The organism is Pelagicoccus sp. SDUM812005, assembly GCF_031127875.1.
In the GTDB taxonomy this organism is placed as follows: Bacteria; Verrucomicrobiota; Verrucomicrobiia; order Opitutales; family Opitutaceae; genus Pelagicoccus.
In genome coordinates this window covers 103,701-125,985 of record NZ_JARXIA010000014.1, presented here as the reverse complement: position 1 = coordinate 125,985, position 22,285 = coordinate 103,701, and the positions used below count along the sequence as shown (strand labels likewise).

General features: G+C 56.1%; 23 protein-coding genes and 1 pseudogene. 18 read left to right on the top strand and 6 right to left on the bottom strand.

Annotation, left to right across the window (positions count from 1 at the left end; genetic code table 11):
• The first annotated feature begins 249 nt into the window (after positions 1-249).
• Both QEH57_RS16335 and QEH57_RS25005 read left to right on the top strand, forming a co-directional pair.
• Entirely contained in the window at positions 250-3,147 is a 2,898-nt protein-coding gene (locus QEH57_RS16335; RefSeq protein ID WP_309007836.1) for a thioredoxin-like domain-containing protein, read from the top strand.
• Positions 3,148-3,176: 29 nt separating this feature from the next.
• Positions 3,177-3,350 (top strand): annotated as a pseudogene (locus tag QEH57_RS25005) (miniconductance mechanosensitive channel); the annotation flags it as partial.
• A gap of 177 nt (positions 3,351-3,527) precedes the next feature.
• Here the strand turns inward: QEH57_RS25005 and QEH57_RS16330 are convergent.
• Positions 3,528-4,403: a WYL domain-containing protein gene (locus QEH57_RS16330; RefSeq protein WP_309007835.1), complete on the bottom strand. Its 876-nt coding sequence runs from the start codon at positions 4,401-4,403 to the stop codon at positions 3,528-3,530.
• Positions 4,404-4,521: 118 nt separating this feature from the next.
• Between QEH57_RS16330 and QEH57_RS25000 the strand changes: the two genes are divergently transcribed.
• The 8 genes from QEH57_RS25000 (at position 4,522) to QEH57_RS16300 (ending at position 9,678) form a co-directional block, all read left to right on the top strand.
• Entirely contained in the window at positions 4,522-4,701 is a 180-nt protein-coding gene (locus QEH57_RS25000) for a hypothetical protein (RefSeq protein WP_343224792.1), read from the top strand.
• 36 nt (positions 4,702-4,737) lie between these two features.
• Complete coding sequence (locus QEH57_RS24995; RefSeq protein WP_343224791.1) at positions 4,738-4,956, top strand: hypothetical protein; 219 nt, start codon at positions 4,738-4,740, stop codon at positions 4,954-4,956.
• Between the two features lie 226 nt (positions 4,957-5,182).
• Positions 5,183-5,362, top strand: a complete 180-nt coding sequence (locus QEH57_RS16325; protein ID WP_309007834.1) for a hypothetical protein — start codon at positions 5,183-5,185, stop codon at positions 5,360-5,362.
• A 55-nt stretch (positions 5,363-5,417) separates the two neighbouring features.
• Entirely contained in the window at positions 5,418-5,876 is a 459-nt protein-coding gene (locus QEH57_RS16320) for a hypothetical protein (RefSeq protein ID WP_309007833.1), read from the top strand.
• A 151-nt stretch (positions 5,877-6,027) separates the two neighbouring features.
• Positions 6,028-6,336, top strand: coding sequence for a hypothetical protein (locus QEH57_RS16315; protein ID WP_309007832.1), 309 nt, complete (start codon positions 6,028-6,030; stop codon positions 6,334-6,336).
• Positions 6,337-6,343: 7 nt separating this feature from the next.
• A complete protein-coding gene (locus QEH57_RS16310) occupies positions 6,344-7,204 on the top strand; it encodes a hypothetical protein (RefSeq protein ID WP_309007831.1) in 861 nt (286 codons plus the stop codon).
• Between the two features lie 209 nt (positions 7,205-7,413).
• Positions 7,414-8,664, top strand: coding sequence for a hypothetical protein (locus tag QEH57_RS16305; protein ID WP_309007830.1), 1,251 nt, complete (start codon positions 7,414-7,416; stop codon positions 8,662-8,664).
• An 804-nt stretch (positions 8,665-9,468) separates the two neighbouring features.
• Complete coding sequence (locus QEH57_RS16300) at positions 9,469-9,678, top strand: hypothetical protein (protein WP_309007829.1); 210 nt, start codon at positions 9,469-9,471, stop codon at positions 9,676-9,678.
• A gap of 233 nt (positions 9,679-9,911) precedes the next feature.
• On the opposite strand, the gene QEH57_RS16295 is transcribed toward QEH57_RS16300, so the two are convergent.
• From QEH57_RS16295 to QEH57_RS16285, 3 genes are all read right to left on the bottom strand, one after another.
• Positions 9,912-10,277, bottom strand: a complete 366-nt coding sequence (locus QEH57_RS16295; RefSeq protein WP_309007828.1) for a hypothetical protein — start codon at positions 10,275-10,277, stop codon at positions 9,912-9,914.
• 138 nt (positions 10,278-10,415) lie between these two features.
• A complete protein-coding gene (cysK, locus tag QEH57_RS16290; protein ID WP_309007827.1) occupies positions 10,416-11,369 on the bottom strand; it encodes a cysteine synthase A in 954 nt (317 codons plus the stop codon).
• Positions 11,370-11,378: 9 nt separating this feature from the next.
• Positions 11,379-12,560 carry an aminotransferase class I/II-fold pyridoxal phosphate-dependent enzyme gene (locus QEH57_RS16285; RefSeq protein ID WP_309007826.1) on the bottom strand — a complete coding sequence of 394 codons (1,182 nt, stop codon included), beginning with the start codon at positions 12,558-12,560 and terminating at the stop codon, positions 11,379-11,381.
• A 72-nt stretch (positions 12,561-12,632) separates the two neighbouring features.
• Between QEH57_RS16285 and QEH57_RS16280 the strand changes: the two genes are divergently transcribed.
• From QEH57_RS16280 to QEH57_RS16250, 7 genes are all read left to right on the top strand, one after another.
• A complete protein-coding gene (locus tag QEH57_RS16280) occupies positions 12,633-13,073 on the top strand; it encodes a DUF488 family protein (RefSeq protein ID WP_309007825.1) in 441 nt (146 codons plus the stop codon).
• 43 nt (positions 13,074-13,116) lie between these two features.
• Positions 13,117-13,443 (top strand): GNAT family N-acetyltransferase, encoded by a 327-nt coding sequence (locus QEH57_RS16275; RefSeq protein WP_309007824.1) that lies wholly within the window; start codon positions 13,117-13,119, stop codon positions 13,441-13,443.
• A gap of 7 nt (positions 13,444-13,450) precedes the next feature.
• Entirely contained in the window at positions 13,451-14,803 is a 1,353-nt protein-coding gene (locus QEH57_RS16270; protein WP_309007823.1) for a chloride channel protein, read from the top strand.
• A gap of 375 nt (positions 14,804-15,178) precedes the next feature.
• On the top strand, positions 15,179-15,556 hold the full coding sequence (gene raiA / locus QEH57_RS16265; protein ID WP_309007822.1) for a ribosome-associated translation inhibitor RaiA: 378 nt from the start codon (positions 15,179-15,181) through the stop codon (positions 15,554-15,556).
• A gap of 126 nt (positions 15,557-15,682) precedes the next feature.
• Positions 15,683-16,258 carry a DUF2179 domain-containing protein gene (locus QEH57_RS16260; protein WP_309007821.1) on the top strand — a complete coding sequence of 192 codons (576 nt, stop codon included), beginning with the start codon at positions 15,683-15,685 and terminating at the stop codon, positions 16,256-16,258.
• Between the two features lie 41 nt (positions 16,259-16,299).
• Positions 16,300-18,588 (top strand): cation:proton antiporter, encoded by a 2,289-nt coding sequence (locus QEH57_RS16255; protein WP_309007820.1) that lies wholly within the window; start codon positions 16,300-16,302, stop codon positions 18,586-18,588.
• Positions 18,589-18,774: 186 nt separating this feature from the next.
• Positions 18,775-19,395, top strand: coding sequence for a hypothetical protein (locus QEH57_RS16250; RefSeq protein WP_309007819.1), 621 nt, complete (start codon positions 18,775-18,777; stop codon positions 19,393-19,395).
• Between the two features lie 68 nt (positions 19,396-19,463).
• Here QEH57_RS16250 and QEH57_RS16245 read toward each other — a convergent pair whose 3' ends face one another.
• Positions 19,464-20,090 (bottom strand): inorganic pyrophosphatase, encoded by a 627-nt coding sequence (locus tag QEH57_RS16245; RefSeq protein WP_309007818.1) that lies wholly within the window; start codon positions 20,088-20,090, stop codon positions 19,464-19,466.
• Positions 20,091-20,220: 130 nt separating this feature from the next.
• Positions 20,221-21,414, bottom strand: coding sequence for an MFS transporter (locus QEH57_RS16240; protein WP_309007817.1), 1,194 nt, complete (start codon positions 21,412-21,414; stop codon positions 20,221-20,223).
• A gap of 687 nt (positions 21,415-22,101) precedes the next feature.
• Between QEH57_RS16240 and QEH57_RS16235 the strand changes: the two genes are divergently transcribed.
• Positions 22,102-22,236, top strand: coding sequence for a hypothetical protein (locus QEH57_RS16235; protein WP_309007816.1), 135 nt, complete (start codon positions 22,102-22,104; stop codon positions 22,234-22,236).
• Positions 22,237-22,285 lie beyond the last annotated feature (49 nt).

Sequence of the window (22,285 nt, the reverse complement as noted above, 5' to 3'; positions counted from 1 at the left end):
CGTGCAAAGGTCAAAGAACGCTTCGCAGAGTCGATAGTCGGAAATCGCCGCAAGCAAAACCAATTCCCTGCTGAACGAATTTTACCCGGAGAAACACACTCGCACCGCCAAAAAAAATCCGCTCGCTCTCGGAAATTCTTTTGAATATCCAATTTTCCGAGTCGTCAAAAACTCGTCAGAAAAAAGCGAGGGGGTCGCCGCATGCCAAGTAAGGGATCCGCACGCTTTCCCACCTATCCGCTCAAAGTGATGAATCCATACACATGCTACCTTTGCTCCCTCAGCAAAAAACTCGGAGTTCTCACGCTCCTTTTCGCTATCGCGACCCCATCCTTCTCCGAACCGAAAATCGAAACCACAGTCCTGGCTCCGCTCGACGCCTTCTCCGTCCAAATTGACATCAGCGGCCGCTTTTCGGCAGTCCTCCGCCAAGGTAGCCGCTTCGCCGTTTCCGTCGACGGAGAAGTCGGCCCACGGTTCGACCGCTTACTCGCCGCCGATGGAAGCCCCACCCTCGGCCGCTCCCAGTTTCCAGCCATTGTCAGCCAAGACCGGTACGATCACCCGGTCATCTTCAGCGCCGGCGGCAAACGCTACGCCTACGTCGGACTGCAAGGGTCTGAGTACGTCGTAATGGTAGACGGCAAGGAAGTCCACCGGGCTCCCTACCAAACCGGCGCCATCGAGGAAAACAACAAGAGCATCGTCCGCTTCTCGCCCCAAGGGAAACGCTACTGGTTCATCGCCAAGCACGACCTTCCCGGCGAACGCCCCGGCGACTGCCTTTTCATCGACGGCAAACCCATTCCTATCCGACTCGCGACCAACTACCTGCGCAACGGCATCGTCTTCAGCGCCGACGAAACCCGCTACGCCGCCGATCCCACCCGAGGTGAAATGATCCTCAACGGCAAGCTCGCCGGCTACGAAGGCACCCCCGTCCAGTTCCTGCCCAACGGCAAGCTCGTCGCCACCAGCGGGGCGGCCACCCTAGTCGACGGCAAGGTCCTCCATCCCAACCTGCGCCTCCCTATCGTCTCCTCCAACGGCCGGATCGGCGGCATCGCCGAAGGATCCGCTTGGGTTGACGGCAAGACGCTCCTCAACACCGAAGGAGCCGACAGCTTCCTCTTCAGCCCCGACGGAAAACGCATTGTCGTTCACGGCCGCGAGCCGCAAGGCATCGCCATGTGGCAATGGCTCGACGGCAAGCGCGGCCCAAGCTACAGCTCCTTCCAAAACGTCCTGCCCGCCTCCGAAGGCCGCGCCTACGCCGCCTTCACCGCCGACTCCTCCCTATGCGTCTCCATCGCCTTCCAAGGCGGTCTCAACTACCCGCTCGTCAACGGCGAGGAATCCGACGGATACAAGTACACCAATCCCATCGTCCTCGCCCCCCAAGGCAACCGCTTCGCCTACGGAGCTACCACCACCAGCAACGGCTCCGTCGCCGTATTCGATTCCCAAGTACTGTCCGACCCGACTTGGCGCATCGGCAACGCCAACACCGTCTCGACCGTCGTCGACGAAAGCATCGTCTTCAGCCCGGACGGCAAACGCAGCGCCTTCGCTATCGGCGGGATCAAGACCGGCGCCCACTACATCGACGGCAAGTGCGACGACATCGGCGACCATGTAGCCATGCCTTTCCTCGCCAACGGATTCGCCGAAGCCAATCGCACCTCCGCCATCTTTTCGCCCGACAGCAAGCGGGTCGCCTACGTCACCCGCAAGGACAAGACCTACCACGTCCACGTCGACGGCAAGTCGATCTGGAGCCAAGAGCTCGGCATCCGCTCACGGGCCTACTTTACCCCGGACAGCAAGCACTTCCTCTTCTTCAACGACGAACGAGCCACCGACCGCCCCGGACGCAACACCGTGCTCTACATAAACGGCCAACGCGTCGCTGCCTTCGACCTGCAAACCGTCCCCAACAACAACATCGTTAGGTACGCCGGAGCCACCCACATGGGCGACGACGGCGAGCTCCGGCTCATCGCCGCCAACGCCGAAGGCTTCGTTCGCCACACGATAGAGCCCAGCCCTTCCTACACCTTGGCGGACGCCTTGCAAGCGACCGATCTCCCACTCGCCTCCAACGCTTCGGACATCGCACCCGCGCCCACTCAAATCAGCTCGGCCGCTGTAAGGGTCCAGCCAATACAAGCCGTCGCCCAACCCATCGCCGCTCCAACGGTCGCCGTCGCGCCGCTCAGCTGGTCCGAACTCGTCCGCAAACGCGAAGCCTGGCCCCAAACCGCCATTATCCAAAAGGAACTTCGCTTCTCCGACGGGGCCGTCGTCCGCTCCGGCAGCGAAATCGAAATCGTCGAACTCAAGACACGCGAAGTCGTCGCCAGCGCCAACCGCGGCCGCGTCACCTTCGCCGTCGAACCCGAGGCCACCACCACCCTAGACGCAGCCAACGCCGCCTGGGCAACGCTTACGCCCGAGCAACGCGACCTCAGCTACCGCGACCTCGCCAACCGTTCCGAGCTCTGGCCCTACCGCCTCAAGCTGGCCGTGCCCGTCGAGTTCTCCGGAGCTCCCAGTCTCAAGGCAGGCGACGAGGTTCTCTTCCTCAAGTACGACCGCAACCAGCTCCTCCTGCGTATCCCGAATTCGGATATCGCCTTCAATTTCGAAGCGGAAAACACCGACCTGCTCCAACAAGCTCGAGACCGCCTAGCCAAGCCCGACAGCGCCCCCGGACGCCTCCTCGAAGAACTTGCCGGCAAGCTCGTCGATCCCGCCACCGGCCGCCGCGTCGAGCTCCCCCAAACCCAGCCCCAGTACGTCATCCTCTACATGGGCGCCGGATGGTGCCCGCCCTGCAAAGTCTTCGCCCCAAAACTCGTCTCCACCTTAAAGCAAGCCAAGCTCGCACCCGACATGGTCACCATCGTATACGTCTCCGGCGACAAATCCTCCGCCGAAGCCAAACGCTACACCAGCTCGCTCGGCATCGAATGGCCCATGCTCACCTTCACCAACCGCGGCCAGCTCCCCGCGTTCGAGTCGCTCTTCGGCGACACGATTCCCCAACTCGTCGTCACCGATCGCCACGGCACCGTACTCATCGACAGCGCCAAAATCGGCCACGACCGAGCCCTCGCCGAACTCCAAAAGCTCTCTACTTTTTAAGGTAGAGTTTGGGGGTAATTCCAGGCTAACCCTCGAGCGACGGGCTTCCCCAGCAAGACTACGCCTTCACTGCCACCACCAAGTGGATCAAATACGAGGACATCCAATCCCACATCTTCGCCGTGTTGCCCGAATTCGGTCTCCGTATCCACGAATCACCGACAGGCAACGATCTTTCTACTTTTTCTAGAGCTACTAATTGACTCCATTAGCTTGCAGCCACGCGACCCAAAGTGACAGCCGACACTTCCTGTTTAAGTTCTGCATTTCCCACTGTAAATTCGGCACTTTCCCTCGAGCGTACGAACAGAGAGCCATTGGCGTCGTCGCGCTAGGCGATGGAAAACGCGCAGCTGCCAAGATAGGTGCCAGTCAAAATTTCAATCTTGAACGTAACCGGGAGCGATCTCCGCGTTTTCAGCATCGTAGAGAGTCGCTCGATTTCTGAGCCACAGCGCATATTCCCTACCCTTCAAACTTGCATCAGCGGTGCAATCGACATTCCAAAGCCTTAAAACATAGCCGACAAGAGCAGCCCTCACCCTGCACTCCAACAGTCCGTTTTCCATTCCAAATTCTATCTCAAGCATTCTGGCGTTCTTCGTTTTCGGATGCGGAACAATCTCAAGACGAACCATCCGATTCCACTGTTCATCGTTTTCTCTTCTCTCCGAGGCTTTCGCGGTTTCATCAAGACTTTCTGCAGCGACGATACGATTGATCACGAAATCACCAAACCTTCCTTTCAAACGATCATATGCGCGCACGTGCCAACGGAGGCCGTTGCCCGCGAAGGAGAAAGGAACGATATCCCTTTTCTTGGTGGATCCGCTACCTGAGAGGTAGCGAATTCGAAGCACCCCGCCCGAATATATACACCTCGAGACAGCGGCTAATGTGTCCAACCGCGTTTCATACAGCCGAACGGGCAACTCGCAAGGCACCAGTGGATCGACACTCTCTGAAAAATCGTCCCCCGTCCCATGAACCAATGCCCTTAAAAGGGTCTTTTGAGGGCGACCGGAAATCAACGACGGCGAAAACTCCTTCGTTGGACGGTACACCTTTTGGCTTTGGTCGAATTCGATGTTCCTCGGAAAGAAGCCCCTATACGCCGTGAAGTCCTTGGTCGCGGCCGCCTCCTTTATTCCAAATCGTCGCATCAGGTCGCCACGGCCAACTTCGCCAGCGAATAGCAGGCGAAACTCAATGAAGTTCAATCGAAGGAGCTGAGTATGGGGAATATCGTGATCCATGCTGAAGAAATAAAAATAAACAGGTTGACCTCATACTTTTTATGAGGTTTTAAGAATCATACTAACCTAACACTAAGTATTAGGTCCTTAACTTAAGCAGTCAAATACATACAAGAACATGGCAACTAACCCACCTATCGGCGACGGACACAGAAAAGGAGCGGTTAGAAGCCGCTCGCAAACCAAAACTTCCTCTGGCCACTGGGCCAAACGCGACGCGGACACGGGACGCTTTATAGACGTCAAGACCTCCTCAAAAGCTCCATTCAAGGGGGTTCGAAGAGAGAAGAAGAGATAATTTTAATTTTAGAACAATCAACTACAAGAATCGAGAATGCCACAATTCATCATAAACAAAAACCAGCAAGACAATGGCGACTACGAGGTGCACAATGCGACTTCAGGGTGCCAGTACATGCCGCTCCCACAGAATCAGGTGGACCTTGGCTACCACGCGAGTTGCCACGGAGCCGTGCTACATGCGAAGCGACAGTGGCCTAACGAGAGGATCAACGGGTGCTTCTGGTGCTGCAGAGCATGTCACACAAGCTGAACGATTTACAAACAATCTGCTATAGCCCATAATGAGGAACGTTTTCCAGATCTACGCGGATATCCAAACTCTCCCTTTCGCAGCTTCCCGGCGGAACTGGAGCGATCATGATCTGATCGTGATCACGAAAATTGAGCCCAATGGGAAATACGGAAAAGCCTATGGTTTCTCTGTGAGAGACGGCGAGCCCAATGATCATCTGTCATACTCCAACTGGAAAAAGGATATGGAACTCCCGAATGTAGGAAGCTACCAGTGGCGGCTAATAGAGATCCCGGAATTCAGGCTAAACGAACTGATCGACGAGTTTTACGACGGCGTCGCCAAACGATACGGATTCTACCGTCCAGTCGACCGCAAGGATGAATGGATAGCCGATATGCTGGGGCTAGAAGACGACAATTGAAGAGCTCTAGCTCTGATTGCGGATGAGCAAGATTGCGAACGAGTACTGGGACTCGATGAATGAGTTCAAAGCTCACTGCCACTATGTGCATGGCTACCTAATTCGCTCCGAGCGATGGAACAACAGGATCGAAATTTATCTCGCGATTACCTCAAGCGTCTGCATCGGAGGCTGGGCCATTTGGGCAGAATTCTCGTTTCTGTGGGGATTCCTTATCGCGCTTTCGCAAGTGCTCAATGCAGCTAAAAGCTATCTGCCGTTCAGCAAACGCATCAAGCCGCTCAGAAACCTATCATACGCATTTGACGAACTGTTCATCGATATGGAGGACGAGTGGTACTGCATATCGGAAGGAGACCTGACCGTACGAGAAATCCACGCAAAAACGATCGAATTCAAAAGAAGGATTGGGGCATTGTGGAAGCGGCACATCGGAGAATTGACTATACCGCACAACGACAAGCTCCTCAAAAATTCCACTCTAATCGCAAAAGAATACTTCCTTCGAAAATAGCCAATTATGAACAAAGACAAATATTCACGGGAACAGCCAAAGAAGATCTATTCTCCATTGAGCAATTCACGAGGAGCGTCTCTTCGTCCCACAACGACCGGAGTAAAGATGCCGACGATAAAGCCACCAAAGAAGAAGGAGGGGGCCTAAAGTGGCCGCCGATATAAGCCAAGAGGAAGCCATCGAGTTCATCGACGACCTATCGAAGTACAAACTAATCAAGGTAGGCGAAGCGATCGGCGGTACGAGACAAGGAGGCTTGAAGAAAGCATTTCAAGGCGATGGTAAGCTCGTCGCTTGGGCCAAGCTTCGGAAAGAATCGAAACCTTCAACCCCAGGCTTCTTTTGCCGCCGCGTGTTCGATGTCAGATCATGCCACCTAGAACGATTTGGCGAAGCCGATCACGGAACCTATTCCCATACGATCATAGCCGGGGAGCCAATCTCGAGCCAAGCCTAGCGACAACATGGCGAGACAAGCGAACAAGAAAATCGAGGCATCCGACCTTGAGCGATACCTTTCACAGGAAGAAGGGTTCGCTCTTGAAATGGCCGCATTGAAAGCGTGCAAGGAATACCAACTTGAAGCGGTACACGGGGGGAGCTATCTCGATCAACAATCGGGAAAAAGGCGCCAATTCGACCTGCGCGTCAGCATTGGACCATACATCGGAGATTGTGCGCTGAAGCTTGCAATCGAGTGCAAGACTCTTGGCTCGGAATACCCATTACTGGTATCTAGGCTTCCACGGGAACCGCACGAAAGGCTCGCTTGTTATCTAAAAACCGCAAAAGGGAAAATTACCAGCATCGAGCAGAAAACCATCTACAGGGAAGATGGAACATCGCCCTACCGAAGATGGGAGATGGTTGGCAAGGGGATGGCTCGCGTTGGGATCAAGCAGTCGAGAGGAAAGGAAGACGAATTCGTGAGCAACGACGAGGAAGTATTCCTGAAGTGGAACCAAGCGCTGGCTTCCTGCATTGATTTGGTGGCTACGGCATGGAGAGATTTCCAAGGCAGAAACGATATGCCGGTTTACACCTTTGTTATGCCATTGCTGATCCTGAACGAAGGGGACTTGTGGGTCGCAGACTATGACAGCAATGGAAATCTGGCGGAACCTCCCAAACAGGTCGATTCATGCGAATATTTCGTGGACCATACGATAGAATGCGACACAGGACTGACGTATGGACATACCGAATACACAATAAGCCACCTCCACATATTTACCATAAAGGGTTTCCGGAAATTCATCAGTCGAAATCGGATAGACGCGAACTTCGATCGCATTTTCAACGCGCCTGATCTAAGAAACCGCTAGACAAGTACACCGCGTTTATCGGAACAGAAAGATTTGAACAATTGGAATTCCAGAGTATGGCGGACGACCAGCGAATTTAACTTCATTCAGCTCTGGTATATTTGAATCTCGTCTTTTCGACTACGGCTGAAACCTTTGTCCCAAGGACAAACTCCAGGGATTCGAGAGAACAACGTAGAGTTAGGACGAATATATTCACGATAACAGCCATGCCAATAGATACGCCTTCATCTCGACCTCACAATCGTGACCGTCTCGCCCGTGCCGTCTTCATCACTGGTCTTTCATTCTTCCTCATCGCCGCTCTGCTCGGAATCTTCCTTCGGCTCCAAGCCTTGGAACCCATAGCCGCCGTAAACTACCGCCACTTCCTCCACGCCCACTCGCACGCCGCATTCTTGGCTTGGGTCTTCAATGCCCTCCTTGCCGTCAGCATCCAACACTTCGCGACCGAGGACCAACTCCCCGCCTTCCGCAAGGTCTTCTATCTCCTGCAAATCGCCAACCTAGGCATGCTCGCGTCCTTCCCTTTCCAAGGCTACGCCTTCTGGAGCATCTCCTTCTCCACGCTCCACATGACCACGACCTTTGCCTTCGCATGGAAGCTCTTTCGAAAAAATGCACTGCCACCCCTCGGAAGGCAGTACCTGCGAACCGCCCTCGTATTCATGGCAATTTCGAGCGTGGGTCCCCTCGCCCTCGGTCCCTTAGGAGCACTCGAGCTCCGCGACTCCCCCTGGTACACGCTCTCCATCTATTTCTACATGCATTTCCAGTACAATGGCTGGTTCGTCTTCTTCCTCCTAGCATCCGTCATCGCGCTCTCTCACTCAAAGAAACTCGAGTCCGCCTTCGCCGCAGCCTACCCTTTCTTGACCGCTGGTTGCCTGCTTTCCTTGGCCCAAGCCGCCATATGGGCTAATTTCTCCTACTTGGTGAATCTGGCCTCTCTCCTCGGATCAATTCTCCAGCTCATTGGCTGCGGCATCATATTCTCTCGTATCCAAAACTTAGATGCAGGGTTTATCGCTCGCCTGCCCTACCTCCAGAGGCAGCTGCTTCGTGTCGCCCTCGCTTGCCTTATCCTAAAATTCGTCTTCCAGTTCGCAGGCAGTCTACCCGGTCTCGACGTCCTCGCCAGCCACCGTTCCGCAGCCATCGGTTTCTTGCACCTAGTATTCCTAGGCGTCGTCACCCCTGCCCTAATTGCATGGGGAATCTCCAATAACTGGATACGCAATTCAAAGACCACGGTCACTGCTTCGGCCCTTTACCTACTCAGTTTCGCAATCGGAGAGGCAGTTTTGTTCTATGTCCCCGCAGCCACTCTTACCCAATGGCCTCACCTGCCTCACACCCCTGAAATCCTGACCGCAGCCGCTGCCCTGACGGGGCTATCCATCGCCGCTCTCCTCACACAAGCTCGCTTCAACCTAGAAAGAGCGGTCGAGTGTGGATGAGGTGGTGCTAGATGCTGGAGCGAAGGGGCTTTTGAGCCCGCGAAGGTGCGCCAGAATGTTGCTTCGAGTCGGCGCTCAAACGCCCCTCAGCCCAGTAGGTTGCGTCAGGTCGCCGCGGGCTACTGCTCTTTCTAAGTTCAAGGCGTGGTCCCCAAGTTTCCCTCCCAGCCGAAGACGACAAAAAGCGCGCGTACGCTGCAGTTGACAACTGCCCCGCAAGCGTCATTGCACAGTATCTTGTAGCACTTTGACGCTTGAAAACGATCTGGCATCTATTCGTCGCACTTTTTATTGTCACCGCATCTCCCGGCGGTGAAGGCTTTGTTGCCGCGTCGGTGCCAGCGGACAGCAAACAAGCGGCCATCGCCACAAACCACAGCCAACTCGCTTCCATTGAAGGCATCGTCGACAGGGCTTCGCCGCTGCGGCCTCTCCAAAAAGAGGAAACACCCCCAGCGAAACTTGCGTACCTCCCTGATGACTACCTGGCATGGCTCGCCCCCGATTTCCCAATCTGCGACTTACTGGAAGAACGGACTGGGACGACAGGACGCGAATGGCGAGCGTCCTACGACTGTCGCTCTCCTCCCCGGCGAAGCACGACTTCTCGCTAATTTCACAGCTGCGAGTCAGCCTATAAGTTCCCACGAGAGTGCACTACAAGTGCGCCGCTCCCCCGGACCTTCTGTTTCGAAGGAGAAAACTCCTGCGAGCAAGGTGGAGCAGCTGTAAAACACTATACAGCGACATCCGCTCGAGCAGGGTTAGGGTGTCGGATAACGCACAAAACGTATTCAATTTACTATGATTAAACGATGGTGGAAGCGATTCGCTTCCTTCTACGAAGTGGCCAATGACGCGGCGTCCTTAAAAACCCACTACGCCAGTCTTCCCACGATCCAGCTACAGCAACTCGATCCCAAGCAACTCACCTCGCAAGCTCGCTCCACGCTCGCAGAAGAGCTCGGCAGGAGAGAGCAGGAACGGGCCAAGAGAACAAAAGTAGCTTCCTGATAAACCACGAGAGGGGCTACCTAGCCCCTCTCGTTTCCCAATAGTGAATATCTTCGCTCTCAAATCGCCACCCCGCCCCAAGGGGTCGACTCCGTCGATCGCGGGAGACCACGACGGGACATCACGTCGATTTGACCCTACGGGCTTCGAAGCTCGACGAATCGCAGAAGTTAGCGACGCCGCGAGCGGCGGACAATGTACCCGCTGCGATTCAAACACTCAAAACCAGCCGGCTACTCGTCGCCTTCCTCCAGTTCGTCCTTGCCATTGCGTTCGTGCTTGCGCTCCTGGGAAATGAAACCGTTCACCTCCAACTCGAGCGCTTGTATCCCCGAGATCGTCTTCGATTCCAAAGCGCTGGGTCCATAGACCCAGCTCGCCAATGACAATACTAACAGCTGCTTCGAAACACGCTTACGCCAGACCGCCCTGCCAGACCTCACCGTTTTCAAGATCTGAGGCAACTCTGTCGCCAACAAACCTCGCAAGCTAAACGGAAGCCAAGACTCACGCGTCAACAAAACCTCCAGCTCCTCGACGCGTTGCGCGATTCGTCCGCTCAGCGAGTCCTCCCCATAATTCCATCTCCTGTATTTCATTCTACCTCCCTCTTAACGCTCTAGCCCACTAAACTACTTCATACTCTTTAAATTTTCGCCGTTCTTGAGTCAGACACGCGCTTCTCTTCTGCAGGTGCACCCTTAGCGCAACTGTCCGCGCGCATTGAAAGGTACACGCTAGAGCTCATCCCCTTCGATATCGATGTCCTCGAACAGCCACGAGCTCAGGTAACGCTCGCTGCTGGACGGCACAATCGTCACAATTCGCTTTCCCCTGTATTCAGGTCGCTTAGACAACTCTATCGCTGCCCAGATGGCTGCGCCCGAAGAGATGCCCACCGGAATGCCGTCGAGGCAATTTACGTCGCGACTGACAGGAGCCGATTCCGCCTCCTTGACCCGCACCACTTCATCGTAGGCCTTCGTATTCAAAACAGCTGGCACGAACCCCGCCCCTAGACCTTGCAGCTTGTGCGGCCCCGGCTCTCCGCCCGACAGCACCGGCGATCCGTCCGGCTCCACCGCTACGATTCTCAAGTCCGGCTTCAATGGCTTCAACGCCTCCGAAATTCCAGTTATCGTCCCGCCCGTGCCGACTCCCGATACGATGACATCTACCATCCCTTCCGTATCCCGCCAGATCTCCTGAGCCGTCGTTTCCTTATGAATCTGCGGATTGGCGGGATTGGCGAACTGGCTGACGATAAAGCTATTCGGGATCGTGGCGGCGATCCGCTCCGCTTCTGCGATCGCCCCCTTCATTCCTTTGGCGCCCGGCGTCAAGACCAGCTTGGCTCCCAGCACCTTCAAGATCTTCCGGCGTTCAACCGTCATCGTGTCCGGCATGGTCAAGATCAGCTTCAAGCCCTTCGCCGCCGCCACGAAAGCCAGAGCGATACCCGTGTTGCCGCTCGTCGCCTCGATAAGCGTCGTATCCACATTGATTTTTCCCTCGCGCATCCCCGCATCGATCATCGCCGCGCCGATTCTATCCTTCACGCTCGAGAGCGGATTGAACGACTCCAGCTTCAAGACGATTTCCGCCTGCGCTCCATACTTCTCGGCAGTCCGGTTCAAGCGAACCAACGGCGTGTTTCCAATTGTTTCCGTAATGTCCTTGTATATCTTCATAACAAAATTCTATTGCTCCAGCGCCTGACGCAGGTCCGCGATCAAATCGTCCAGCCCCTCCGTACCTACCGAAAGGCGAATCAGGCCGTCGGCGATTCCCGCTTCTCGCCGCGCCTCAGGGCTCATGCCGCGGTGACTCGACATAGCAGGCCGTGTAGCCAAACTTTCCATACCGCCCAAACTCACCGCATGCGTTACCAGGCGCATGCGGTTCAGAAACTGCTCCGCAGCCTCGCCTCCGCCCGCAAGTTCGAACGCGAGGAAACCGCTGCCGCCGCTCATCTGCTGGGCGAAAATCTCTTCTTGGCGCCCTTCGCCCCTACCTGGGTAATAAACTTTGGATACGGCGGAGTGGCGACTCAGCCAATCGGCGATGGCCTCACCATTGCGGTTATGCGCCTCCATGCGCAGAGCGAACGTTCTCAGCCCGCGCAATACCAGCCAAGCTTCCATAGCGTTCACCGTGCCTCCCAAGTTCTTGTGCACGCGACGGTCTTCCGCCAGTAGCTTCTCTCGCTTGACCAAGCAACCGCCCACCACGTTCGAGTGCCCGTTCAAGTACTTGGTCGTCGACTGCACGACCCAATCCGCTCCAAACGAAAACGGCCGCTGGTTAAAGGGGGTCGCCACCGTGTTGTCCACAATCACCTGCGCCCCGTTCCCATGCGCCGCCTCCACCGTCGACCGCAAGTCGATCAATCGCATCAGCGGATTCGATGGAGTCTCCAGCAAAACAGCTCCCGCTTGCCAAACCGCTTTCAACCATGCCGCCTCGTCGCTCGGATTTACAACATTCACCTGCAAGCCAAACGTATCCGACAAGATCCCCAACAACTCGTGGCTTCCGCCATAGATGTCCGGATGCGTCACCAAACTCCCCTTTCTTCCCGCCATCGCGATCGTCACCGCGCACAAGGTGGCCGCATTCCCGGAGCTCGTCACCATAGCCCCAGTCCCACCTTCCAAGGAAGCCACCGCCTCCGCCAGCTTTTGCACCGTCGGATTCCCGAACCGCGTATACGCATAGCCGGGCTTCTCGCCCGAAAAGATAGCTTCCGCTTCCTCCGCGGTTCCCAAGTTGAAAACCGTGCTCTGGGCGATGGTCGGCACAAAAGGCTCATTCCCCTCCGGCCTTCCCCCTAAGTGCACGCAACGCGTACGCATCCCCGTCGAATTGTCATTGCTGCTCATCTGCTTCCTAAGCTTGACGGCCCCACCGCTTATGCCAAGTTTTATATCGTATTACGTTATTTTATTAGCTGAATGAATCTCCACCTTTACCAATACGGCGACTGCGCGGAACTGTCCGGCTTGAGCATAGGCGTTGCCCGGCAGACGCCTCGCGGCATCCGCGTGGAGGACCGCTACCGCAAAGGCTACTTTCAGGTCTGGATGCCCCTGCTCGCGCCCAGCAAGGAACTCTACAAGGCTTACCTCGCGGAAGAGTTGACCTATCAGCAATTCGCCCAGCGTTATCGCAGCGAGATGAAAGGGACCGAGCAAAAGCACTGCATCGAGCTACTCGCCGCCGTCAGCCAAACCACTCGCATCAACCTCGGCTGCTTCTGCGAAAACAGCGAGGAGTGCCACCGATCCCAGCTGGCAAAACTCATCCAAGCCGCAGCCAAAAAGCTCCCCGCCCCCGGCAAGAAGGCAGCGAAATACTTCTCCTCCCCTTGCTCCATGCCCGAAATCGAAGACTAGGATTCTCGCGCTCGCCATCCTCACTCTCCCCTCCCGCGATACCATGACCGACTCGCCCGCACCGCTTCTCCACGACGCCGACAACCGCAAATTCTATACCGAAAACGGAGCCCACCTCTTGTATTCACGAGATGGCAACACCCTTGCCATCGAGCACGTTTTCGTTCCCCACCACCTGCGCGGGCAAAGTCTCGCCGCTCGCCTCGTCAAACAGGCCGTCGCCTATTCGGATAGCATCGGTACCAAAATCAACCCGCTTTGCTCATACGCAAAAGCCTTCCTTGAACGCAACCCCGAGCTGCGCCAATCGCTCGCCGCGCCCTTCCGCCCGGCTCATCCCCAATCTAATACTGCAGAGCGAGACGTCTAGGTTTCCCATGGCTGAAAAAACACAGCTGCCCACTGGACGAAACGCGAAGCCCTCCTTCAACGCGCTGCTCCTAACCGCATCCCTCATCGGCACATTCGGCGGCTTCGTAGCCTATCTTTACGCCACCGTCCTGCACTTCATGCTCGGCCTCACTTGGGACCACGCCCTCCCTCTCGCCTCGCAGCTGCTCGCGCAGATCGGATTGCCGGGCGACGCGCTCAGCTTGCTCGCTGTGACCACTTTTGGCGGACTGCTCGTCGGCCTCTGCCTCAAACGCTTCGGCGTTCCCGGAGAAATCGCAGCCGTGGTCAACAACATCCACCTAGAGGACGGCAAGATTCCAACCAAGCAAACTCCATCCATGATCGTCACCTCGCTTGTTTCGATCACGGCTGGCGGCAGCGCCGGTCCGGAAGCTCCCCTCGTGCAAATCATCGGCAGCGCCGGCAGTTGGCTCGGCGACCGACTCGACTGGATGCGAGCGCACACCCGCACCCTCACCTTCTGCGGCATGTCCGCCGCCCTCGGAGCCTTCTTCGGAGCGCCACTCGCCGGCGCTGTATTCGCTCTGGAAATACCGCATCGCAACGGCTTGGAGTACTACGAAGCGCTCGTACCCTCAATCGTCTCCGCCTTCTTTAGCTATTGGATTTTCAACACGCTTGCCGACCACCCCCACCCGCTCTTTCCCCTAAAATGGGAAACGCCCCACATCGACAGCGAACTCCTGCTCAAGAGCATTTTGCTCGGAGCAGTCGGCGCTCTCGCCGCGATTCTCTTCATGCAGTTGTTCCGGCTGGCCCACCTCGTCTTGGAGCGGCTCGAAAAACGGCGAGCCCTACTTGGGGCCTGCGGCGGCCTCCTACTCGGCCTCCTCGCGATCGCCAGCCCCAGCCAACTTTCCTCCAGCACCTTGTTCTGGGGAGAATTCCAAATGAGAGAAATCCTGCTCCAGCTCGGCGCCGCAGAACTCAACAGCTCCTGGTTCGCGCCGCTTGCCGCCATTGCATTCCTCAAGATGCTGGCCGTGAGCGTCACCCTCAACAGCGGCTTTCGCGGGGGATTCATTTTCCCTCTCTTCTTCATCGGCGGAACTGCAGGAGCGGCCCTCAGCATCGCCACCGCAGGCTGGCTTCCTCTCCCCCTCTCCATCGTTTGCCTCATGGCGGCCGCCAACGTCGGCGTCACCCGCACCCCAATCAGCACCACAATATTGCTCGGCACCCTAACTAGCCTTTCCCTCACTCCGCTGGTCCTCGCAGCCAGCTTAACGGCCTTTGTATTGACGAACAAAATACAGCTCATCCATTCCCAGCGACCCCGGAAAACGCCAAGCGGCTACGTCTGGCGAGAAACCTAATGCAACAGTATTGATCAAAACTTCGTAATACGTGGAAACATTTCCCACAGGCCTTGACTAAGAGTGGGAACTAGGAGTATATCTCGCATCGTCATGAGTCTCGCATTAGTTGAAAGACAACTGAAATTGCCCCAAGGGCAAAGTACACCGCTCATCTACCTCGGCTAAGCCGGTAGCCCTATAAGCGGACGCGATTCCGCGTATTAAAAGGCAAAGAGGCTACCGGACCAAAACAAGCGAACCGTCCAGACGGGTTTCGCGAGAGCCTTCCACCGTACCCTCAGGATACGGCGAAAACCACGAAACAAACGCAGCTTAAGGCATGCGGCCGGCTGTGCGTGCCCAACCGTAAACATCAACCATATGATAAACGAAATGAATAGAATCATCATCAGTTGTAACCACTTTGAAATTACAGACTCCATCAAATCCTTCGTAAACACGAAGTTTCGCCGGCTCTTCCATCATTACGACGACATGATACGCGTACGGGTCGAACTCACGCTCGACTCCGGCAAGGCTTCGGAAAAGCGCTTCCAGGCCCGAGCCTTGATCGAGCTCCGCGGTCCCGACATCGTCGCCAATGCGGAGTCCGAGAACGCCTACGCCGCGCTGGACGCGATCTTCGACAAGGCAGAGCGCCAGCTTCGCCATCGCGTCCGCCTCGCCCGCCACAAGCGCGAGCGGGTCATCCATCGAATGCGGCGATCCGCGAGAATGCCCCGAGCGTTCCGCCAGCTCTTACCCGCCTAACACGGAGCGTAGCTGACTAAGAGCGAACGCTTGGTTCGAGCAAACGAAACGCGTTTTGGACGCACACGGGAGCGACTCACCAAAGTCGCTCCTTCTTCGTATCAACTTTCCAATACAAAAACGTAAATGCAAAACTTCGACTACATGGTCTGGGTTGTCATACCCCTACTCATATTCCTGGCACGTCTCGCCGACGTATCCTTAGCTACGCTACGCCACATCCTCATCTTCCGCGGGCTCAAAAAAATCGTGCCCCTCTTCGCCTTCGTCGAAGTCGTGATCTGGCTGCTGGCCATCAGCCAGGTCATGAACAACCTGAACAACATCGCCTGCTTCCTCGCATTCGCCTTCGGATTCTCCGCGGGCACCTACGTGGGCATGGTTATCGAAGAACGCCTTGCCCTAGGCTATCAGCTCGTACGCATCATCGCCCAAGGCAACGCCAGCGAAATCGCTCGCATGCTCAGCGACGCTGGCTACGGCATCACTACCGTCGACGCAAACGGATCCCGCGGAGCCGTTGGAGTCGTCATCGCCGTCTCCGAACGCAAGCGCCTGCCCAAACTCGTCGCCCTTCTGGGCAAACTCGATCCAAGTCCCTTCTACACTGTAGAAGACGTCCGCTCCGTAGGACGTCCTATCGGCCCCCCCAACGTCCTTCCCGGAGAGCTCAGCCTCGAAGGCAGCGTGAAGCGGAAGTAGCCCTAGCTGTCATTGAAAACATTAACATCGAGATCCCACGCATGACGCTCTCTGTCCAATTGATTCAAGACCTCGCCGTCATCCTCCTATCCGCGACCCTGGCCGGGTGGATTTGCGGCAAGCTCAACATTTCAAAGGTAGTAGGTTACCTCGTAGTCGGCATCATCATAGGCACCCCTCAGATTACGGTTGTATACGTCACCGATGCCCAGCGTATCCAGACGCTCTCTCAACTGGGGCTGGTGTTCCTCATGTTCTTCGTCGGCCTGCAGTTCCGGATCGGCAAGATCCGGGAGCTTGGCGTCGGTCCCGTCGTCGCCACCGCCGTCACCGCGATTATCACCCTCACGATCACGCGCATGGCAGCTGCGGCGCTCGGGTACTCAGAGGGAGAATCCCTCTTCCTCGCAGGCATGCTCGTCGTGAGCAGTTCGGCGATCATCAGCCGAGTCCTAGAGGAGTATAAGCTCAACCACGACCGGGCGGGCCAGCTGGCCATGGGCGTCACGCTGCTCGAAGACATGGTTGCCATCGTCATGCTCGCGTGGCTCGGGTCCTACAGCGCCGCGGAAAGCCTCGATGCGACGGCCTCCCCCTGGCCGCCACTGGTGAAGACGATCGGTCTGCTGTTCGCGTTCGCTGCGATCGTCATCGTCCCTGGCCTCTTTCTCATACCGAAAGGGCTGACCAAAATATGCCGGGCAGGCGGCGCCGAGCTGGAAACCCTACTCGTGGCTGGCCTCATGTTCTTCATGGCCTACCTCACCGTGGCCACTGGCTTTTCCCTGGCCCTGGGAGCGTTTCTGTGCGGGGTCATCGTATCGGAGTCCGCGAACTCTCGTGTCATCACAGCCAATTTCTCGGGATTGAAGGACGTGTTCGTCACCGTCTTCTTCACTGCCATCGGCATGTCCATAGACATTTTCCGCTTTCCAGAGGCCATGCCCCTCATCCTCCTGGGCGTCGCCCTCGCCATGGTCGTTCGCGTCGTCGCCTCCTCCATCGGATTTCTCGTCGCCGCCGAGACGGAGAAAACCGCCCTTCGAGCGGGACTTTGCCTCACGCCTATCGGGGAATTTTCCTTCGTGATCGCCGGACTCGGCATTTCCGCTGGCATACTCGATGGCGACTTTCAGATAGCCGCCGTGGGCATTTCTTTCCTGACCTCGCTACTTTCGCCCCTCTTGATCAAGCAATCTGACAAAATTGCCAGAGCTCTCAGCCCCTCACGCATCAAGTCCCTCGAAAAGACCCTCCGCTTCTATCGCGAAATGTGGAGCGGCTTCGAACGGCACCGCAGCAAAAATCCCATGGCCCGCATCCTGACCCCGCGCCTCTGGCAGATCGGACGGGAGATCCTGCTCGCCACGGCTCTGCTCGTCTTTGCCCGGCCGGGGTATGAAGCAACCGCTATTTGGATACAAAACAACCACCCGGCCCTCGGCTCCTTCGCCGCTCTCTACTGGCTAGCCATATTTGTTGCCTGCCTGCTGCCCATCGTTGCATTCGTAAGAAACGTCAACGCGATCACCCTCATCGTGAGCGAACACTTCATCGGTCCGCAAGCACGGCGCAGCAAACTCAGGCTGAGCTTCACCTACCTGCTTCGACTGCTGGCCTTCGCCGTCACCACGATCTGGCTCTCTAACTTCATCCCCATCGACTGGATCGACCGCTACGCCTTGATCGGCCTGCTCGTGGCATCGCTGTTGGGAGCTGTATTTGGCTGGCGAATACTAATTCGCTGGTACAGTCACGTCGAGGTCGCGCTTTCCGAGTCCGCAAGGCTAGAGCCCGATCTCCACCCGAGCTCCGCCAGCCTAAGGGAGAGCTCGCAAGCCTGGAAGCTCGACCTCGTCGAGTTCACCATCCCCGAGGGTAGCTCGTACGCTGGAAAAACGATCGCCACCACCCAGCTTCGCACCCGTTCGAACGCTAGCATCGTAGGTGTCGAGCGCCAGGGGCATCAGCTCACGACCATCGGCCCCGGCACCCATCTCTTTCCCGGAGACCTCCTCTTCCTCGTAGGCGATTCGGAAGCTCTCAAGAAAGCCCAAGACCTTCTCTCCACGACTAGGGCGAAACACGCACCGCCCCCTCGACTTTCTCTCGCCATCCTCGATCAGATAACGGTCCCTGAGAAGTCTCCTTGGGTCGGAGCTACCCTAGAGACGCTGCAGTGGCCAAAACGCTACGGCGTTCAAATCGTCGCCATTCAGAGAGGCGAAGTGCCGCGACTGTCGCCCGATCCTAGCTGGCAACTTCAGGCCGGCGACAATCTCCTGCTCGCCGGGCCACAGTCGGCCATCAAGGCGATGAAAAGCGAGTGAACCGTTCACTAGCGAAACCAACCACTCAAGGAAGATTTCCTATCCATACGTTCCATACATCCAATGCTTAATCAACCACGCCGCCAACAGGACAAGCCACCTAGGGAAGAAAGCCACGATAAGCCGCCCTCCGCGATGGAACGACCCACCACAGGGAGACGCATTCGATTGGCGATACTGATTTTTATGCAAAGCGTCATGTGCCTCGAGCTTGTCCTCCTGCTAGTGGGGCAGATGTGGATGAGCAGCGTTGGCCTCATCGCAATCATGGCCATCACCAGCGCGCCAGCCTTGTTGGGTAAGAGGTTGCCGGTAAGCATCCCACACGAGTACGAGTTCCTCGCCATAACCTTCGTCTTCGCGGCCCTTTTCCTAGGGGAGTTCCACAGCTACTACGAGCGTTTCTGGTGGTGGGACATCGCTCTGCACACCACTTCCGGCCTGCTGCTGGGCATCGTCGGTTTCCTATTGGTCTACGTACTCAACGAGGCACGAGAGATAAAAATGCACATGCGGCCCGGATTCGTCGCCCTCTTCGCCTTCGCCTTTGCGGTCGCTGGCGGAGCGGTATGGGAGATCTTCGAATTCGCGATGGATCAACTCGCGGGGACGAACATGCAAAAGCCCTTCCTCGATGACCCGTCCGGCCTGACCGACACCATGTGGGACCTGATCGTCGATACCCTCGGCGCCGTAATCATCAGCTGCTTTGGCTGGTGGCACATGAAGCGCGACTCTCCTTCCTTCATAGGAGACTGGACGGAAAAGTTCATCGAACGCAATCCGCGACTGTTTCGAGACACTTGAAACCGTCGGCTACCGCGCGACTCCTGAATTGCCCAGCAAGACAACCCTAAACCTTCCCCTCCTCGGTCCTACTCGCCTTCGCCGCCAAAATTCTCTTCGTAATCCTCAATCGCCGCACGAATCACCTCGTGGGCATGCTCACGTCCGTAGGTCTCCCCGATTTCCGTCGTAGTTGTCGAATCCGAATGCAACTTGTAAGTCGTGAAGTAGTGGCGTATCCGATCCACAATTACGGATGGAAGCTGCCCCACATCCTCCACCCCGTTCCAGACGCTTTCGCTAGCCAGGACGGCTATGATTTTATCGTCAGCCTCCCCGTCGTCTAGCATGGGCAGTCCACCAAGCACTTTTGCCCTGACAATCACTTCTACACGTGAAATCGGGCGTTCCGAAACAACGCAAATGTCCAGCGGGTCGCCATCGCCCCCCTTCTCGCTACCCTTCATCAAACGACCCACTCGTTCGCCGCAGTACGTCTTGGGGATGAAACCGTAAAGCGAGGGCGGAATAGAAGACGTCAACTGAGGGCGGTCGACTGCGATGTAGCCAGTTTCCTTGTCGATCTCGTATTTCACGAGGTCGAAAGGAGTCAGCTCGATATAGGCGTTCAACTCCGTCGGTGGATTCGGGCCAATACTAAGGCCGTGCCACGGGTGCGGACGCCATTTATGAAAAGTCGAAGGTGGTTTTTTCAATGTATCGAATAGTTACGGATTTTAGACTGCAGAACGAAAAAGATACATAGGCCGTTTTCAGAGATTTCTCGATGACTATTTCTAGAAACATGAGCGGATCACTCCGAACCATCTCTCGTTCGACAACTGCTTATCTCACCCAGCCCGGCCGTCCCGCCAAGGATCCTGCTACCGCGACCCCGACCGCGGGCAGGATCAAGAAACCATACGCTACATGCCAGCTTCCGCTCGCCTCGCTCAACCATCCGACAAACCAAGGGAACGGCGCCGCAATGAGGTATCCAAACGTCTGAGCCATGGCAGACAAGTAGCCGGCCGCACTCGCGTTCTTGCTGCGCATCGCTATCAAAAGCAAGGCCATCCCGAACCCCGCGTTCAACCCGACGCCCAAGCCGATTGTTGCGCCCCCTACTCCTCCCAGCGGGAACCACAAGATTCCGCAGATACTTGCAGCCGTAACGATACCGCACCCCGAGGCCAACATTCTCTGCGATCTGAGCCTGCCCGCCCAAGTCGGCAAGGTCAGACTAGCCACGCAACCGCACAGCTGCATTACCGTCGGCCAGGCATAGGAAGCTGATTCGCTCATACCGCGCTCCTGCAGCATCACCGGCAGCCAAGCCACGCTGGAATAGAACAGCAGCGACTGCAGGCCCATCAATACGGTCACCTGCCAAGCCCGAGAATCCTTCGCCATCCGAGCGAGCGGCTCGAGAGGATTTCCGGCAACCCGAGAAGCCGGCTTGCGCACGATCTGCGGGATCCAAAAAAGCAAAGGGCTTAAAGCCGCCATCCCCCAAAAGCCCAAGGACGCCCGCCATCCACCCGAAAGCGAATCCGCCAGCGGTACCGCTAAGGCGATCCCCAAGGCGCCCCCAACATTCATGGCCGTCGAATAGAGGCTGGTCATCACACCCAGGTGATTTGGATAGCGGCTCTTCACCACCCCTGGCAAAAGGACGTTGCCAAATGCGATTCCCAGGCCCACCAGCAACGGCCCGCCTAGGAGAGTCAGGGAGCTTCCGCCATCTGCCAATCCCCATGATCGCAAAAAGCAGCCGCTCGCGAGCACCACCAATCCCAATGCCAATGCCCGAGCGAAACCGATACGATTCCCGACTACCCCCACAAAAACGCTGGCCAATCCAAACAATACCAAAGGAAGCGTCGTCTGCATTCCAATCGCCCCCACCGCCACACCATCGCCGATCATACGGTCTACCAAAGGAGCGATTCCCGTTATCGCTGGACGCAAATTAACGCCGATCAGCATTAAGCCTCCAATAAGCAAAACGTGCCCCAAAACTGAGTTTTTCAAATTCATCTCGAATACCTTAAACCCGTAAAACGAAACAAAGGCCAGCCATGGCTTTATAAATTTCAGAAACCTCGATAATATTCGATAAATCTACCCTCCCATAACCCCGTCCTCCCCATCACCAATCAAATATAAATCGTCTTCCGAACGAGAACTACGTTTGTATTTATCGAAAGCCGCAAGCCTGCGATAAGCGAGTTGTCAGCTTACCTCTCAAACATCACAGAACATCTTCCAGAATTACCTACAAAAACTAAATATTACTACCTAAAACCCGAACTCCGGCTTGACTAACGCCACAAACGAACAAGCATCGCGACGTACTCCGAAGAGGAGCCCGGTATAATAAAATGAACTATAAAAGAAAATCTTTGAGGAAGCTTTCGGTGCGGGAGACGCCGGCTATCCGACCAGAGATTCCTCGGCGCACTTGGAGCGGCTCGAGGTAGATTCATCACCCAAGCCCCCCAGGCTGCGTCGAGGGACACTGACATCCGAGGATTGTTTGCTCGGATCAGACACTTAGGAAGCGAATACCGCTTTGATCATAGCTCCCAGCTATCAATCTGGAAGAGCAACAACGGTCACTTCCTACCTTCAATAAAACACAGAAACCCTTAACCGAAGAAATAGATACGCGGTTAAAAGGGTATTCTGTGGAAAAATATCAACACATATAAATATATAATAGTCATGGGTGATAAATCTCCTAAAGCGATCAATCGTAAAAACAAGCAGCAGCAAACCAAGCAAGAGAAGCGCAAAAAGAAAAAGCACGAGCTAGCGCACGCTTCAGCTTCCTCGATCATCGGCTCTAGAGGCAAGTAGCATATCAATCAGGTCGCCACCACAGATCATCGGTGGCGACCTTTTCTTT